General features: G+C 59.8%; 13 protein-coding genes. 5 read left to right on the plus strand and 8 right to left on the minus strand.

The features are described from left to right. Window positions 1-413: 413 nt before the first annotated feature. The 5 genes from VMP31_RS05360 to VMP31_RS05380 form a co-directional block, all read right to left on the minus strand. Complete coding sequence (locus VMP31_RS05360) at window positions 414-1,424, minus strand: helix-turn-helix domain-containing protein (protein ID WP_325504843.1); 1,011 nt, start codon at window positions 1,422-1,424, stop codon at window positions 414-416. 6 nt (window positions 1,425-1,430) lie between these two features. Further along, complete coding sequence (locus VMP31_RS05365) at window positions 1,431-2,657, minus strand: serine hydrolase (RefSeq protein WP_325504845.1); 1,227 nt, start codon at window positions 2,655-2,657, stop codon at window positions 1,431-1,433. A gap of 9 nt (window positions 2,658-2,666) precedes the next feature. Continuing rightward, a complete protein-coding gene (locus tag VMP31_RS05370; protein ID WP_325504847.1) occupies window positions 2,667-4,025 on the minus strand; it encodes a DUF1329 domain-containing protein in 1,359 nt (452 codons plus the stop codon). Window positions 4,026-4,037: 12 nt separating this feature from the next. Further along, the gene (locus tag VMP31_RS05375; RefSeq protein ID WP_325504849.1) at window positions 4,038-5,834 is read right to left on the minus strand and encodes a DUF1302 domain-containing protein; all 1,797 of its coding nucleotides are present in this window, start codon (window positions 5,832-5,834) and stop codon (window positions 4,038-4,040) included. A gap of 569 nt (window positions 5,835-6,403) precedes the next feature. Beyond that, entirely contained in the window at window positions 6,404-7,216 is an 813-nt protein-coding gene (locus VMP31_RS05380) for an NAD(P)H-dependent oxidoreductase (protein WP_325504851.1), read from the minus strand. Window positions 7,217-7,302: 86 nt separating this feature from the next. Between VMP31_RS05380 and VMP31_RS05385 the strand changes: the two genes are divergently transcribed. The 3 genes from VMP31_RS05385 to VMP31_RS05395 all read left to right on the plus strand — a co-directional run bounded on the left by VMP31_RS05385 (window position 7,303) and on the right by VMP31_RS05395 (window position 9,986). Beyond that, window positions 7,303-8,196, plus strand: a complete 894-nt coding sequence (locus VMP31_RS05385; RefSeq protein ID WP_325504853.1) for a LysR family transcriptional regulator — start codon at window positions 7,303-7,305, stop codon at window positions 8,194-8,196. 185 nt (window positions 8,197-8,381) lie between these two features. Then, complete coding sequence (locus tag VMP31_RS05390; protein ID WP_325504855.1) at window positions 8,382-8,879, plus strand: hypothetical protein; 498 nt, start codon at window positions 8,382-8,384, stop codon at window positions 8,877-8,879. A gap of 216 nt (window positions 8,880-9,095) precedes the next feature. Then, window positions 9,096-9,986: a serine hydrolase domain-containing protein gene (locus VMP31_RS05395; protein WP_325504857.1), complete on the plus strand. Its 891-nt coding sequence runs from the start codon at window positions 9,096-9,098 to the stop codon at window positions 9,984-9,986. A 165-nt stretch (window positions 9,987-10,151) separates the two neighbouring features. Here VMP31_RS05395 and VMP31_RS05400 read toward each other — a convergent pair whose 3' ends face one another. Both VMP31_RS05400 and VMP31_RS05405 read right to left on the minus strand, forming a co-directional pair. After that, on the minus strand, window positions 10,152-11,000 hold the full coding sequence (locus VMP31_RS05400; protein WP_325504859.1) for a nitrate- and nitrite sensing domain-containing protein: 849 nt from the start codon (window positions 10,998-11,000) through the stop codon (window positions 10,152-10,154). Between the two features lie 5 nt (window positions 11,001-11,005). Beyond that, window positions 11,006-12,280, minus strand: coding sequence for a methyl-accepting chemotaxis protein (locus tag VMP31_RS05405; RefSeq protein ID WP_414705433.1), 1,275 nt, complete (start codon window positions 12,278-12,280; stop codon window positions 11,006-11,008). 210 nt (window positions 12,281-12,490) lie between these two features. Here VMP31_RS05405 and VMP31_RS05410 point away from each other — a divergent pair, with 210 nt between their 5' ends. Beyond that, the gene (locus VMP31_RS05410; protein ID WP_325504863.1) at window positions 12,491-13,048 is read left to right on the plus strand and encodes a DUF3365 domain-containing protein; all 558 of its coding nucleotides are present in this window, start codon (window positions 12,491-12,493) and stop codon (window positions 13,046-13,048) included. Beyond that, entirely contained in the window at window positions 13,032-13,310 is a 279-nt protein-coding gene (locus VMP31_RS05415) for a metal-sensing transcriptional repressor (RefSeq protein WP_325504865.1), read from the plus strand. The genes VMP31_RS05410 and VMP31_RS05415 overlap by 17 nt, the downstream gene beginning before the upstream one ends. Window positions 13,311-13,513: 203 nt before the next feature. On the opposite strand, the gene VMP31_RS05420 is transcribed toward VMP31_RS05415, so the two are convergent. Next, window positions 13,514-15,580 carry a putative bifunctional diguanylate cyclase/phosphodiesterase gene (locus tag VMP31_RS05420; protein ID WP_325504867.1) on the minus strand — a complete coding sequence of 689 codons (2,067 nt, stop codon included), beginning with the start codon at window positions 15,578-15,580 and terminating at the stop codon, window positions 13,514-13,516. Between the last annotated feature and the right edge of the window lie 170 nt (window positions 15,581-15,750).

Here is a 15,750-nt window from a genome sequence, read left to right on the forward strand (position 1 = left end):
AACCCTCAAATTAACCCTTAAACCTGAGCAAGGACGCTCAGTAAAACACCGGAAGGCAACTTGAAGTGGCTTGCAGCCACTTCGACAGCAGGCGCACTTGATCGGCAGGCTGCCGCTGAACCTACTTTTTCAACAGAATCGACCCATAGCGGTCATTGATTGTGTCTACAAAAGCAGTGGCGATTCAGATTGTACGTCGCTCAGCGTCCTCTGCTTCAGCACGTGATGGGAAGTATTCGATCGTCATACTGCGAATTTCCTCGGACCACTTAGAACCGTACTTGTGCTGCATGTACCGGTCGAAAGTGGACTTGGAAATACCGACGTAAAGGAGCTCTCCGTGAGAGTTGAAGTGAATCGCGACTATTTCAGACCTGCCCTATGGAGCCAGCAGAGCAAACCCAATCAATTGCTTATGTCGGTACGTCAGGGGCCTGCAGCGCTTCTTGTCTAAATGTATTGATGGAATGTCCTGTCCATCTCCTGAAGGCATGCCTGAAACTGGAGGCATCTCCGTAGCCCAACATTTCACTGACTTGCTCGATCGTGAGTTGCGTCCGGGTCAGCAGGTGTTTGGCTTTCTCGCGCCGGGATTCGTCGACAATCTGACGATACCCACAGCCTTCTTCCGCGAGCCGGCGGCGCAGGGTGCGCTCGGTGAGCTTGAGGTGAAGGGCTACGCTCTGGATGTCCGGGAAGGGGTCGGGTAGCGACTGCAACAGGCTGACAACACGCTTGCGGATCCCCCCCATCTCCGTCTCCAGAAGCTTGGTGAAGCTTTCGTTCGCCATTGCCAGTGCCGTTTCGAAGACGGCCGGGTTGGCTGTGCGACTCTTCTTTTCCATCTGCTTGGCGGGCAGGTGGAACACGATGTCGCTACCGAATAACCGAACCGGCAGGCCAAAATATTCTTCGTAGAGCCGGGCAGGGCCCGGGCGAGCAGGCAATGTAAGGCCCATGATCTCGAAGCCACCGCCATAAAGCTCTTTTAGAAGCTTGTAGGCGGAAGAGGCCACCACGTTGGAGTGGAAAAGGCAGGCGTCTGCCGACCAACCAGGCCGGGGATTTACGGATATCGAGACGGCGACTTCCCCCCGCCTGGAAAACTCAACTCGGATGTCTGCGATATCTCTGTTGAAGAGCAGCATGTAGGTCTTAACAACTTTCAGTGCATCAGCTGCGGTGGCGGCACTGAGGAGCGCAAGCCCGACAACGCCGTAGTCCGAGATGTTGTAGTACTCGCCGAGTTTCAAACCGTCGGGAGCACTTACGCAGTTGCTGACAATCCAGTCGTACAGGGGCTCGCTCGGCAGCTGCCCGTCATATTGCGTAGGCAAGTGGGGCGTGCTAATGCCCCGGTCCTGGAGATAGTTCTGCAGCGGATGCCACTCGTAGTCGAACGTAAGCAAAGTGGCAGGCGGCATTGCTGATTACCCCTCTTGCCCTGCGATTTGTCGAGCGATGCTACGGAACGCCTCAATCGACTCGTACTCCATGCGAATGCCATCGTCGGTGTAGTTGGCGTAGGCCGAGGTCTTGGCGATGACGACGTTACGTGTGGGGTTCACATACACGAACTGCCCGTAGACGCCGACAGCCATGTACTCACCTTCGGTGCTTTGCGGTACCCACCACTGATAGCCATAGCCAAGTATAGGCTGACCTTCTTCCACTGCTCTGCCGGGAAGCAGATGAGCTTTGTGCGGACTCACGGAGTCATGTACCCACTGTTCGGGTACCACTTGTTGGCCGGCGGAGTTCTTGCCGTTATGCAGATAGAGTTGGCCGAGCTGGGCGAAGTCCCGCAGGCAGAGGGTCAGGCCGGCGAACGCCAACTCATTCCCTTGGCCATCGGTCAGCCAGTGCGCATCGCATTCCGGGCCGATCCGCGACCAGAGTTTTTCGATGAAGTAATCCGAGAGGCTCTTCCCGGTAGCTGCGGTTATCACCATGCCCGCCACCTGCGTATCGACGCTGATGTAGTGGTGCCTGGTTGCGGGTGGCAGTTCCCGTTTCAGGTTTGTAGTCCATTGGTTGACGGATCGGCCGAACGCGAGAATTTCACCCAGCTTGTTGATGTCGGAGTTCGGGTCGGCATAGTCCTCGCTGAACGCCACGCCGGAAGACATCTCCAGCACATCTTCCAGCGCCACGCCGTCGTATCCACTGCCTTTGAGGGCGGGCACGTAGTCGGTGACAGGATCGCGCACGCTCTTGATCGAGCCATCTGCGATAGCGATGCCAACCAGAGCGGAGACGAAGGATTTGCTGACCGACCACGCGATCGCCTGGCTCTGGGGCTCATAGCCCTGGAAATAGCTTTCATGAGCGATCTTGTCGTTATGGATCACCATCAGCCCTGTGGTGCCGGTCCTTGCCAGCCATTCCGGGATGGCGATCTCTTTACCCTGGAAGCTGAAGCTGTTCGGCAGGGTGTGCTCTTGCGTGGCGAAGTCGGTCTTCTTGCCCTGTCGAAAAATCTCGCGAGAGTCAAAAATCGTCGGCATGCTTCTGAAGTTTTCAACGATTTGATCCGGCGCGAAAATCCCGTTGAACTTCCACAGTCGCAAGCCCTGGTATCCGATAAAACTCGCCACGATAAGAACAGCAGCAATAATCGCAGCCCAGAGCAGGCGTTTAAGTCCTATACGGCTCATAGTGATTCCTTAGTTTGTGCCCATACGTCGAAGATTTGCCGGCAGCCAATAGCTGTCCGGCGGCGCGGGAAGGTGGAACTGGCGGGGGGACTTTTCCTGGCTTCGAAGCCCCTGTGCGGTGTATTCACGGCTAATCAGATCGTGATGAGTAATGGCCTCGGTCGTTAATGTGGGCACTTGATAGGCTTGTTTGGTGAACGCTAGGTTGACGCGCCACAGCTGACCCCGGCTGTCGTAGCTTTCTGAAATCAGGGTTGCCCAGCTGTCTTCATCGAGATAGAAACGACGTTTCGCATATACATGCCGCTCCCCGGGTTTCAACGTCGCCTCAACCACCCATACGCGGTGCAGCTCCCAGCGGGTCAGATCAGGGTTGAGATGACCCTTTTGAATCACCTGATCCAGCGGCATGCCGGGCTGGTTGAGCCGGTAGTTGTTGTAAGGCACGTAGAGCACCTTCTTCTCGAGCAGTTTCCAGTCGTAGCGATTGGGCGCACCATTGAACATGTCCGCGTCATCGCTGACATAGCCATCAACGGGGTTGTCGTAAGCGACAGTCGGCGCACGTCGGACCCGGCGTTGGCCAGGTAGATAGCTCCAAGCCATCCGCGGCATCGCCACTTGGTCGATTGGTTCATGCACGAGCAGTGCTTCCCCTGCAGATCTGGAGGGCGGAAGGACCACGTTGAGGTAGCGGAACAGAATGTTGTCGAGGTCGGCCACCGTCTTACCTTCGGCGTAGTAGTTCGACAAAAGCTGGTTCTGTTCGCGGAAACTGGAGTAGCTGCCGTTTGCGCGAACCAATGCTGTTGCTGCGATTTCGGAGATGTATCGACCCTGCCAACGCGCAATGTGGTTCCAAATGGCCTCCGTACCATTCTGCGGAATCGGGAATGGAATGCCACCGTACGCATGAACGAACCCGTTGCCGTTTTCGGCCAGCTCGGCCGTCAGCGCGTTGTTGTAGGTGTTCTGATAAACCTCTTCGGGGGCCGCGAAGCTCCGCTCACTGGGGTAAACGGGAAGCTTGAAGGTATCTGGGTAGGATGCCAGCAGGGCCTGCACGCCTTCACTCAGATGAGGCACATATTGAGCGCGGTTGGATGCGTTGATGATCAGCGTCGGCGTTTGATCGGCAAAGGGATCCGTTTCGAATGTGCCCGGCCCTTTATAGCTCGCTGGGGGCACATACAACCCACCTGTCCATTCAGGGATGCCATTGGCCGCATCACCTGCACGCGTCGCTCCAAAGGGGGTCAAGTCGAGCTTTAGCTGAGCTGCTTGTTCAGGGGTTACTTTGGCTTGAACAGCAATGGGCAAAAATGCGCAGAGCAGCACGCCAGCCACCCCGTAGCGTAGAGATTTCATATCTGTGCCTGCTTAGAAGGAGTAGGAAATATTCAGCGCGACGTTGTCGCGATCGATGAGTGGGTTGTCCTTGCGGGCACCCCAGAACGCGGTGTAACTGAGCTTTCCGCTCAGGCTTTCGCCATACTGCGCACCCAGTTCAATCGTCGAGGACTTGCGCCCCTGGATGAAGTTTTCATTCAGGGCTGGAGAGGTGCCGCTCACGTCCTGGCGAAAGGTCAGGCCGGGGAGTAAATCGATACCTGGCAGGGCGCTCTCGATCATCCCGGTAAAGTTCAGGGTGTAACCCCAGGCGAACGGGGAGAGGTATTCGTAGTTCGGCGTGTCGGTGATGCCACCAGGGACGTAGTTGGCTGCAACCTCACCAACGAGATACAACGCATCGAGCCCCAGGCTTGGACCGAACGCGTGAATCGCGGAGAGCGAGCTGGTGTACAGCTCCCTGCGCTTATACAGATTGATCGAATCAGTGCCGGCGGTACCAAACACGCCGAGATCAATCGGCACACCGCTTGCCCCGCCTGCAAGCAGGGCACCATTTGCCAGCTGCCCCATTTCGTAGCTCATCGAGGGTTCGATGGGAGCATTGGGTCGGTAGGTCAGTTCAAAGCCTACGTTGGTGTCACCGATATTGCTGGACGCGGTGAAACCGAAGAGGCGGATGTCCTCGGGGTAAACCAGGTCATACATCGTGGTATCGAGCATCACCAGGCCATCGACCAGCGGAATGGATGCCGGGTCAACGGCACCCGCGATCGCACAGAGATCGGCGAAGCGTCCACCACCGCCTAGGCTGCAACCGAAGGACTGTCCAGGTTGAACGGAGAGAAATGGCACTTTGCTGTGGTAGTTCAAGTAGTAGAGGCTGAACTCAGTGTTGGCCAGCTCTTCGGACATGTAGCGGATAGCGACGCCAAACTGACCGTCGTCGCGGGCGTCGCGATCATGGCGATAACGCATACCGGCCACGACACCGTCGACGCCGTTCACGCCGGGCACAAACTGCAGCGGAACCCCGGCACCATCGAGCTGATCGCGCAGGTCGATGATGGTGCCGTTGGTTCCCTTGCCGAATATATCGGTGTTATTGAAGAAGGAACCGGTGGGCATTACCTGGTTGCCGCGCCATTCGAGGCCGTAAAAGCCCTCGAGGCTGATGCTCTCGGTCAGCCCGACCTGCAGCGAGATCATGTTCGTTGGAAGGAGCGCTTCTTTCAGGCTCGCGCCTGGAAGAACAATGCGCCCCACATCAACGGGGTTCGCCACATTCAGACCATCGGCGTAGAACAGACCCTCGCCCCAGTTGATCACCTGGCGACCGACGCGCAGGTTGACCGGGACATCGCCAAAATCCCTGTTCCCATACACATAGGCGTCGAGTATTCGAGCACCGCTGCCGAAGCGATTCTTCAGATCCGACGGGAAGCGATCACTGCTGTCGGTGTTATTGAGCGCAAAAGCTCCACCGCTCGGTTTGCGGTCCATGAGTTGGGTGTCGTACCAAGCGCTTCCCCGTAAAAAGAACCCATCATCATCGACTTTCAGATTGAGTTCTGAGGTTATCTTGAACACGTTTGATACGAGTCCCCGACTGTAGTACTCACTGCCGTCGTTGGCGTTAGCGAAGATATTCTGACCGTCACGGACAATGCGTTCGGTCTTCGCGGTTCTATAGATGGCCGAGTACTCAACCACACTGTCAAGCGAAGCCTGCAAGTCATCGACAGGGGTGTCGAAAGAGAATGCAGCAACCTCATGAGAGACCGCGAAGCAGCCCCATGTCACCAATAACGCAGTAGATGTTCTCATTGTTATATGCCTGCCAAGATGAATTATCTCGGCGTACATAACATCAGCAATGGACTAGTCGGTTCGAGCAGACAAGCGGACAAAACGCGGCTTTTTTCGGACATCCATGATAAGTCAGCCACAGTTGGCCGGAATTAGCCTCTCTTGCCCATGCCGCTTATTTGATCTCAATCTTGGGTCGGAGGCTTCAGCAATAGTAGTGGACAGACCACGATTAATTTCGCTTCTACTTGATCAGTTCAGCCAAAACCGTGACCCCCTATTGTCCATGCTGGTGTGGGGAGTGGGCATGGTCATCGTCCATGGTGGAGGGCATGGGCTACGCTGAGCTTTTACTCGGTTTAAAGATGCCGGAGCGAGGCGCGAGCATCACCGCTCATGTCACCACTGGGTAGAGACGAATGTCATGACCGATAAGATTTCAGCCTGTCACGACTGGCTGCTTTCGACCCATGCGGACGGTGGCGACAGGCAACAGCCGGCCAACGGCCGGCAGTCAGCAGCGCCAACATCGTGGCTTGAGAATCATCTGGCCGGCATCCGCTTCGGTTCGCGGGGAACAGGGTATTTCAGCGACTCTCTGCCGGACGCGGGCCACCTCCTCGTGACTCGACATGCACGCCGAGCCCCGTTTGCCCCGGCGCGATCTCCGGGCGCAGGGTGAGCGCCGGGATTTCGTAGGCACCGGCATTCTGGGGGCGAAAGGGTATTGGCGTGGCGGTGAACAGTTCGTCCAGGCGTTGCCCAAGCTGGTCGCAGATCGAAGCGTAGAGGGCATCGTCGATCTTGCCGGTGCGGTAGACCACGAATGGTGGCAGGACGTCGAAGCCGGGGTAATAGAAGATGCCGTGGTGGATCGGGAAGAGCAACTCGTCGATCGGGCCGTTGATGCCGCGCGGACTGTAGTGCGGTTCCCAGCCGCCGGTGGTGACGATCAGCATGGCGCGCTTGCCGGCCAGCGTGCCTTCGCCGTAGCGGTCGCCCCAGCGGGTGTCGGAATGCTCGCCCACGCCGTAGGCGAAACCGTAGGCATAGACGCGCTCCACCCAGCCTTTGAGGATGGCCGGCATGGAGAACCACCACAGCGGGAACTGCAGGATGACGGCATCCGCCCACAGCAGTTTCTCCTGTTCGTGCACGATATCCAGACTCTGCAGGCCGTTCTCGTAGGCATGTTTGGAGTCGAGGGAGGGATCGAAGCGCTCGCCGGACCGGCGCTCGATGCTATCGTCGGCATCGAGCTGCGCTTTCCAGTTCATTGCATAGAGATCCGAGATCTGGACGCTGTGACCAGCGGATTCTAGGTGTTTGACCGTGAAGTCCTTGAGCGAGCCGTTGAGGGAACGGGGTTCGGGGTGGGCATAAACGAGCAGGATATTCATGGGTGGGCCTCCAAGGATTGCGTGCGGGCAGGATGGAGGTTTGCCGGGTATAGTTGAAATGAATATCCGATATCCCAGGTATTGCGGTGAGTAATCTCGGAAGGCTGGACCTCAACCTGCTGGTCACCCTGGATGTACTGCTGGCGGAGCACAACGTTACCCGTGCGGCGGAGCGGCTGAACCTGTCACTGCCCGCGGTGAGCGTGCACCTTGCCAAGCTGCGGGAGTTCTTCGGCGATCCGTTGCTGTTGCCGGGCCCGCGCGGTATGCGCCCCACCGCCTGGGCGGACGAGCTGCGCGAGCCGTTACGTCAGGCACTGGAGGTGCTGGGGCACGCGGTGTCGCCCGCACGGCCCTTCGATCCCACCGAGGCCAGACATACCTGGCGGGTCATGGCGTCCGACTACGGCGAATCGACCATTGTGCTACCGGCCCTGGCCGGGTTGCGCACGGCGGCACCGCATACCCAACTGGCCGTGCTGGAGCTGGTACCGTCGCGCATCGCCCGGCAGGCGGAGCGGGGCGAGATCGACCTGGCATTTCATATCCTGGAGGATGCGCCGCAGGGGCTTCACGGTCGCACCCTGTTCGCGGAGCGCTACGTGCTAGCGGGCCGGGCGGGTCATCCCGAACTGGGAGCGCCGCTTACGCTGGAACGATTCTGTCGGCTCGAGCATGTCATCGTGTCGCCGAATGGCGGTGGTTTTCACGGCGTGGCCGACGAGGCGCTGGCGGCGGCGGGTCTGTCGCGCCGGGTGGCGCTTTCCGTGCCACACTTTCTGTTCGTCGTGTCGGCGCTGCTAGGCACGGACCTGGTGGCGATGCTGCCCGAGCGCCTGGTTCGCGGCAACACTGCACTGCAGGTGGCCGAGCCGCCCGTTAAGGTGCCGGGCTACCAGATGGTCATGCTCTGGCATGAGCGCTGCCATCGCGACCCCGCGCATCGCTGGCTCCGCGAGCACATCGCCGCGGCGGTTTAGCGAGCCGGCGACACCGCCGGCTACTTCAGTTCAGCCGCGAGCGTCTGGATGGGACGAAAAAGGGGACGTATATATGGGTCAACCCGCTCGCTTTTAACCGACGACCCCCGGCAAGAGTGAATACACTATGCCCCCGATTACCCTGGGCCATAAATATGGCTGCATCGCACAAGGAACTCGCCTCCATGGCCTCTGCAGATAAACAGCAAAAACGCGCCCAGCGGGCCAAAGCCAAGGCCAAGCAGAACCGTTCGGGCAAGGCCAAAGCCAATGTCGTGCATCCGCTGCTGGCCAATCCGCTGATCAACGAGCCGTTCGATGATGTGGAAATCGACCTGAGCACCTTCGACTTCAAAGACATCGAGGAGAACGGTTTCGACCCGGCGCTTTTCGACGATCTGTTCCAGACGATGAGGCTCGGCGAGGGCATTAGCCTGCTCGCGATGTGCCTGGTGTTCCTGCAATACCCGGTGTTGGAGCTGGTGGTCGCCGAGGAAGCAGAAGACGCGGCCACCGACTTTATGATGGGCCTGCTGATCACCTATCGCGGGATCTTCCACGATGAAGACGAAGACACGGCAGTGGAGTGGATCGGCAGCGCCGCTTTCCAGAATGCCTACAACGAAGCGTCGATGATCCTGCAGAAGAAAAACGCTCGCGGCACCCCAGGTACCCGCGTTTAGCAGCTACTGTTGGCACGTCCATTCGGCTGTAAATAAATTCGTTGCCTTTTCATTTGGGCAACCGCGCTGGCACTCTGCAGGGTTGAAGCCACCCAAACCCTGCGCTACTCAGGGCGGAAGATCGAATCCCTCATTAACAACTGCGCTGCCGGTTAATGGGGTATGTTGCCGACTCCCCGGTTCAGTACCGTCCAGTTGCTACCGCTTGAGTACTCAATGCTGATCTCCGTCTTATCCAACGGCCAGTCACCAACACCTCCTGCGCAATTCGAACCCGCCGTGCCATGGTGGAGTTTTACTAAAACAGTTTTGGCTGCGACGGCCCTGACATTGGTGCGTGACGGGCGGCTCGATCTGGACGCTCAACTTCCTGAGCGCGCATATACCCTGCGCCAACTCCTGCGGCACGAGGCGGGACTCGCAGACTATGGCGAGCTTCCCGAATACCACGCCGCCGTTGCCAATCATGAAGCGGCATGGTCAGCGGACGAGATGATGCGTCGTATCGATGGTCACCAGCTTCGATATAGCCCCGGAACTGGTTGGCGCTACTCGAATGTTGGCTACATGCTCGTAGCGAGGCTTATCGAACGTACAGCGGACCTGCCGCTTGAAGAAGCCGTCAAGCAGCGGGTATTGGCTCCCCTCGGTATTTCGACTACGCGTTTCGCAACGGAGCGCGCGGATCTACACGGGGAATACCTCGGCAGTTCGTTGAACTACGACCCGGCTTGGGTCTACCACGGATTGTTGATCGGTCCCGTTTCACAGGCCGCTTTTCTGCTGGATCGTTTGCTTGCCGGAGAACTTCTTCCCGCCAACTTGCTTCAGGACATGCTGACGACCCGAGTACTGGGCGGCCCGATTACCGGACGCCCCTGGGTTTCGCCGGGATACGCTCTGGGTCTGATGCGAGGCTCTATCGAAGGCGGCTTGACCCTGTCTGGACATACTGGCTGTGGGCCTGGAAGTGTTGTGGCGGTCTATCGCGGCTCTGTTGGTGAAAAATCGGCGTGCTGCGCAGCTTTTTCGCGGGATTCACATGAGGGCGATATCGAGGCACACGTTGTCCAGCAAATCCGTAAGGCGCTGGGAATAGTGCGCTGACGGCATTCGTCCAGTCATACCTGACGCCGAGTGGAGGTCAGCCTCTGGTTAGCGATTGAACCCAACTGATGTCTACTTTGGGTCAAATATTCGCTTTCACCCAAAGGCTTGCCGAGCCTGTTTTTAACGCCGTATCGGCAACGCAGGTAGTTTTTCAACGGCCTGCTAGCGTCCGGTCTGCAACTGGTGAAGCGCTCCATCAACCAGCGCCAGCAGTTCATCAATGGCCTGGGTGGCGCGCTGGAAGTAGGCCTTGGCGGCAATTACTGGCTGTTCCCGGCCCAGCAGTTCCTGCTCGATGCATTGCACAAAGTCCTCCACCACCTGCTCGCAACGGCGCAGGTGGAAGGCGCTGGCCTGCGGGTGCTGGGTCGCGTGCTGCTGCAGGGTGTCGAAGGCGCTGCCGGCCTGTAGCTGGATTTTCTGCTGGAGAAAGCGCAGGCGCACCCGCTGTTCGGCACTGCTTTGTCCTGCCGCGGCGATGCCGGTGCCCAGGGCGCGGGCCTGGCCGGCCCATTCTGCCGCCTGCAACACATCGCGCCAGATGCACGGCAGGTAGCTCAGCTCGGCGCGGCCGTTGCTCAGGTCGATTTCGCTGGCCACATCTTCCATCAGAAAGATGCTGTTGCGAATGATCAGGTGGTGCTGCGCCAGGTTGTTGGCCGGGTCGCTGCTGCGGCCGTCGCGCATCCGCGACCAGTGATCGATCAGGCCGCTCCAGGCATCTTTATGGGTGCTGGCGAGGGCCTGGGCGGTGCCGATATGGCGGTCCAGTTCCTGGCGGGTGGTGGCCAGGTCCTGGCTCAGGCTCTGGTCGCCGCAGAGCACGCCATTGCTCAGGCCGCGATGACGCTGCAAACCGGCAATCAGGGCGCGCAGCAGGCTTAGCTGGCGAATATTCAACTGCCTGTGCTTCAGCTTCTGCAGGCGCATGCGCCGATGCAGGCCGTAACAGAGCAGGCCGAGCAGCAGCAGGGTGGCGACGCTGGCCAGTAACGCGGCGGATTCATGCATGTTGCTTACCCCGTCAGATGAGCCAGATGGTGGGCGATGGTGCGCGCCTGATCGGCCGCCTGCAGGTTGTCGGCATTGCCCTGGCGCACGCGGTCGGCCAGCTCGGCGATTTCCGCCACGGCCTTGCCTTGTTGCTCGGTGCTGACCGCCACCTGTTCGACCTGTTCGGTCAGGTGGCGGGTGCGCTGCTGCACTTGGCCGAGCAGCTCGCGCACCGTGGCTGAGCTGTCTGCACTGCGATGGGCCAGCTCGGCGAGGCTGGAGACCTGCACCGTGGCACTCTGGATATGCGCCTGGACGGATTCGATATTGCGGCTGATTTCGGCCGCCGATTCCTGGCTGTGCAGGGCCAGGCGGCGCACCTCGTCGGCCACCACGGCGAAGCCGCGGCCGCTTTCCCCGGCGCGCGCGGCCTCGATGGCGGCATTTAGCGCGAGCAGGTTGGTTTGCGTGGCGATGCCGCGGATGGTGCCGGACATCTCATTGATGGTGTGCGAGTTGCTGTGCAATTGCAGGATCAGCTCGTTGGTGGCGATGGCTTGCTGCGCCATCTCGGACACCTGCTGCACCAAATTGGTGAGCTGTTCGATGCTGTCGGCCAACTGCCCGCTGGCCAGTACGCTGGTCTGCCGCGACTCATCTGCCAGCACCGCCACCTGCACAATGCTGACATTCAGCTGCTCGACCGCCGCGGCCGCGACGGTGGCCGACTCGCTCTGGCCCTCGGCATTGCGGGTCACCAGGGCGGCGCTCTGCTCGAGTTCGTGGGAGGAGTGGGAGATTTCATCCAGACGCTGCTGCAACAGCTGCTGCTGGCGCTGGGCCTGATGCAGCCACTGTTGCAGGCTGCGGCCGATAGGTTGCAGCAACAGCCATTGCGCGCCGCCGAAGGGTTGCTGCGCGCCTTGCGGCGTGGCGCTTTCGCAATAGTGCTGGAGGCGCTTTAGCTCCTGCGCCAGCGACCACAGCGAGGCAATGCCCAGGTAGGCCAGCAAGGCCCAGAGCGGGGCGCTGGGCAGCTGGGGGAACAGGCCCATCAACACGAAGCCAGCCAGCGCCACCAGCAATTGCAGGCGAATCATGCCGGTCATGCCCAGTTCGCGCAGAAGCAGAAGCCCGGGGTAGGTAAGCCATTTCATGGTTGCGGTACTCCAGTTTCCAAAAAAAACGCCTGAAGCCCTGCGAGCTATCCGCAGCGGGTCCAGGCGCCATTGCCTTGCAGGAACGAGTCCTGTCGATCTGATATGTCGATGTGGAGTGATAGGCAAGAGTGATGCCATGCAGGCCGGGGGGCGGGAACTACAGCAATGCGCAGAGAAAGAAGTGGCGTCGCGCCTACTGACTTAATTGCTGGTTCTCACGGCGCTGATGCCCTGATCCATCGTCTTCGACCAATGGATCAGCCACGGCGCTTTTATCCTTGAGTCAGCTTTCGGCAACTGTGGCAGTATACCCCTATGGGTATATTTCTATGGGCAATAGGAGGATGTATGCGCTTCATTACTGCAGCGCTTTTGAGTTCGCTGAGCATGGGGGCTTATGCCGACAATTATCAGGCCCTGACTGCCGAAGGGGCCGCGCTGATTCCGCCCTTTCAGCAGCAGCTACTGGCTACGGTCAAGACGGCGATGCAGTCCGGCGGGCCGGTCAAGGCTGTGGAGGCCTGTCAGTTGCTGGCCCCGCAGATCGCCAGCGAGCACAGCCAAAGCCCGTGGAAGGTTGGGCGCACGGCCTTGAAGGTGCGCAACCCGGCCAATGCCGCGGATGCCTGGGAGAAGCAGGTGCTGGAGCAGTTCGCCAAGCGCGCCGAGGCGGGCGAAGCGCTTGCCGATATGCTGCACTCGGAAGTGGTCGCGGGTGAGCTGCGCATGATGAAGGCCATTACCACCGGCGAGCCTTGCCTGGCCTGTCACGGCAAGAACATAGAGCCGGCGCTGGCCGCGGTGATTGATGTAGGCTACCCGCAAGACGAGGCACGCGGCTTTGCCCTGGGCGAGCTGCGCGGTGCCTTTACATTGCGGCGTACTGTAGATGACGGAAATGATTGAAGCCGAACAGTTGCAACACCGAGATTCCCTGCTCAAGCGTCTGGCCCGTGTCGAGGGCCAGATACGCGGTATCCAGGCCATGATCAAGCGCGGCGATGAATGCGAGTCCATTGCCCAGCAGTTCAGCGCTGCGCGCAAGGCGCTGGATAAGGCCTATCAGGAAATGCTCATCTGCCTGGCCGAGGATGCAATCCTCAGCCCGGATCAGAGCAACCAGGAAAAGCTGATGCAGCTGCGGGCCATCTTCACCAAGTACACCTGATCGCCTAGGGCCTACTGCCGTTCGATCGTGACGAAACGGCGGCGGGCACTAGCAGGCCGTTTTAAAAAGCGCTACCCCCATACTCTGTTGTGTTCAGGCATTTGGTGCCTAAATCTAGAGGCTGACTCCGTAGGGTGCGCCGCACCGGGGCTAGTCACGAGCTCTTGGTGCGCGGCAGCCCCTACGGATTATTCGACCCTGCTTTAGGGCAGCGTGGCGGGGTTGGCGGTGCTGTTGAGGCGGCGGGCCTGCTTGAGGTAGCTGGTCAGCTCGCGCGCCGGCAGCGGCTTGCTGTAGAAGTAGCCCTGACCTTCGTTGCAACCCTGGGCAATGATGTAGGCCTCCTGCTCGGCGGTTTCCACCCCTTCGGCGATCACCTGCATGCCCAGGCTCTTACCCAGCTGGATAATGGCGCGCACGATGGTGGCGTCGTCTTCGTCATCCAGCAGATCTTGCACGAAGCTCTTGTCGATCTTGATCTTGTCCAGCGGCAGGCTCTTGAGGTAGCTCAGCGAGGAGTAGCCGGTGCCGAAGTCGTCAATGGCGATCAGCGCCCCGGAGCGGCGCAGGCTGAGCAGGTGCTGGGCGGCGGTATTGATGTCTTCCATCAGGCCGGTTTCGGTGACTTCCAGCTCCAGGCTGCGCGGTGGCAGGCGGTAGATCTGCATCAGGTTGTTGACCACCCGTGGCAGCTCGGAGTGGTGCAGTTGCACGGTGGACAGGTTGACCGCCATGCGCAGTTCGCTGAAGCCCTGATCGTGCCATTCGCGCAGCTGGCGGCAGGTCTGGTCGAGAATCCATTCACCGATGGCAATGATGGTGCCGTTCTGCTCGGCTAGGGGGATAAACAGGTCGGGCGGAACCAGGCCGTGTTGAGGGTGCTGCCAGCGCAACAGCGCTTCTACACCGACCACGCTGTGGTCGCGGTAATCCACCTGGGGTTGGTAAACCAGGTACAGCTGGTCGAGTGCCAGAGCGTCGCGCAGGTCTTTTTCCAGTTCGCGGCGTCGGCGCATCTCGCTGTCGACGCTGGCGATATAGAACTGGTAGCGGTTGCGCGAGCGGCTCTTGGCCAGGGTCATGGTCTGTTCGGCTTTCTGCAGCAGCTTCTCGGTGCTGTCGCCGTCTTCGGGGAACAGGGTAATGCCGATGGTGGCGCGCAGGCGTACTTCCTGGTTGTCCAGCATAAAGGGCGTATCGAGGTCATCGAGTACGCTCTGGGCCAGTTCGGCGGCCTCATAGGGTTGCTCGATATCGGCCTGGACCAGAGCGAACTGGTCGCCGCCCAGGCGGGCCAGCGCACCGAGGCGGCCGCTGTGGCCGCGCAGGCGATCGGACAGGGCCAGCAGCAGCTGGTCGCCGGTCTGGTAGCTGAACTGCTCGTTGATGCCCTTGAAGTCGTCCAGGCCGACGCACAGCACCGCGACCCGGCGCTGCAGGCGGCCGGCGTCGTCGAGGATCTGGTCGAGCTGTTGTTGCAGTTGCTGGCGGTTCGGCAGGCCGGTGAGGAAGTCGTACTGGGCCATGCGCAGCAGGCTGTTTTCCGCTTCGCGGCGCAGGTGGGTGTTGCGTTCGATGGAGGAGAGCAGCTGGTTGGCGGTGTTGATCCACAGGCCCAGTTCGTTCTTCTCGTTGCCCTTGAGCATCGGCAGTTTGTGTTCGCTGGGGCGGTCGGGGTTGATGCTGGTCAGGTGCTCGATGATTTTCGACAGCGGCTTGGTCAGCAGCCAGTGGTAGACCAGATAGAGCACCAGGCCCATGGCCAGGGCGCGCAGCACACCGGAGATAAAGATGATTACCGAGTTGGTGACGAAGCTCTGGCCATAGGGGGCGGTGTCGAGGGTGATGCTGAGGTCGCCGTAGTACTCGCTGTAGGGACCGCGGCCGACCAGCTGGGTGGTGAAGTTCTGTTCCTTGCCGAGGATCGGGTCGGTCAGCCAGCGGGTCGGTATATCGACCTGCTCGCGAGCCTTTTCCGCCAGCATGGGTTCGTTTGGGTGGCCAATGGCGGCAACGCGCACCGACTCGTGCTGGAACAGCCCTTCGATAACCTGCATACCCATCTCCCGGTCCAGGCTGTACACCGCCTGGGTCGAGGGGTCGCGGAACATGCCGAGAATACGTTGGGCATCGTTGGCCACGGCCTGACGTGTCTTGTACACGTCGAAGATGATCTGTGCGCAGCTCAGAACCACCCCCACGACCAGCGCCGAGAGCAGTACCACGCGCAGCAGTTTCAGGGACAAGCTGTTCTTGAGTTCCAGCTTCAAGTGGTGGTTCCTTGTTCGAGGCCTTAGGCGTCAGACGCTACTGAGTATTGGCAAAGTCGCGCTTGCAGTCAAAGGGCCATTACCAAAGTTTATTGCGCACTCTGCTGCGGTAGCTGGAGCCGTGTTTGTGCCGAAGCGGCAAGGACTCAGAATTGTATCGGCAGCCCTGC

This window comes from Pseudomonas sp., from assembly GCF_035512415.1.
GTDB lineage: Bacteria > Pseudomonadota > Gammaproteobacteria > Pseudomonadales > Pseudomonadaceae > Aquipseudomonas.

Bases quoted from the DNA above. Each gene is read 5' to 3' on its own strand.
- VMP31_RS05410 (WP_325504863.1), top strand. From the start codon at position 12,491: ATGCGCTTCATTACTGCAGCGCTTTTGAGTTCGCTGAGCATGGGGGCT.
- VMP31_RS05415 (WP_325504865.1), top strand. From the start codon at position 13,032: ATGACGGAAATGATTGAAGCCGAACAGTTGCAACACCGAGATTCCCTG.
- VMP31_RS05395 (WP_325504857.1), top strand. From the start codon at position 9,096: ATGCTGATCTCCGTCTTATCCAACGGCCAGTCACCAACACCTCCTGCG.
- VMP31_RS05405 (WP_414705433.1), bottom strand. From the start codon at position 12,280: ATGGCATCACTCTTGCCTATCACTCCACATCGACATATCAGATCGACA.
- VMP31_RS05400 (WP_325504859.1), bottom strand. From the start codon at position 11,000: ATGCATGAATCCGCCGCGTTACTGGCCAGCGTCGCCACCCTGCTGCTG.
- VMP31_RS05380 (WP_325504851.1), bottom strand. From the start codon at position 7,216: ATGAATATCCTGCTCGTTTATGCCCACCCCGAACCCCGTTCCCTCAAC.
- VMP31_RS05365 (WP_325504845.1), bottom strand. From the start codon at position 2,657: ATGAGCCGTATAGGACTTAAACGCCTGCTCTGGGCTGCGATTATTGCT.
- VMP31_RS05390 (WP_325504855.1), top strand. From the start codon at position 8,382: ATGGCCTCTGCAGATAAACAGCAAAAACGCGCCCAGCGGGCCAAAGCC.
- VMP31_RS05370 (WP_325504847.1), bottom strand. From the start codon at position 4,025: ATGAAATCTCTACGCTACGGGGTGGCTGGCGTGCTGCTCTGCGCATTT.
- VMP31_RS05375 (WP_325504849.1), bottom strand. From the start codon at position 5,834: ATGAGAACATCTACTGCGTTATTGGTGACATGGGGCTGCTTCGCGGTC.
- VMP31_RS05360 (WP_325504843.1), bottom strand. From the start codon at position 1,424: ATGCCGCCTGCCACTTTGCTTACGTTCGACTACGAGTGGCATCCGCTG.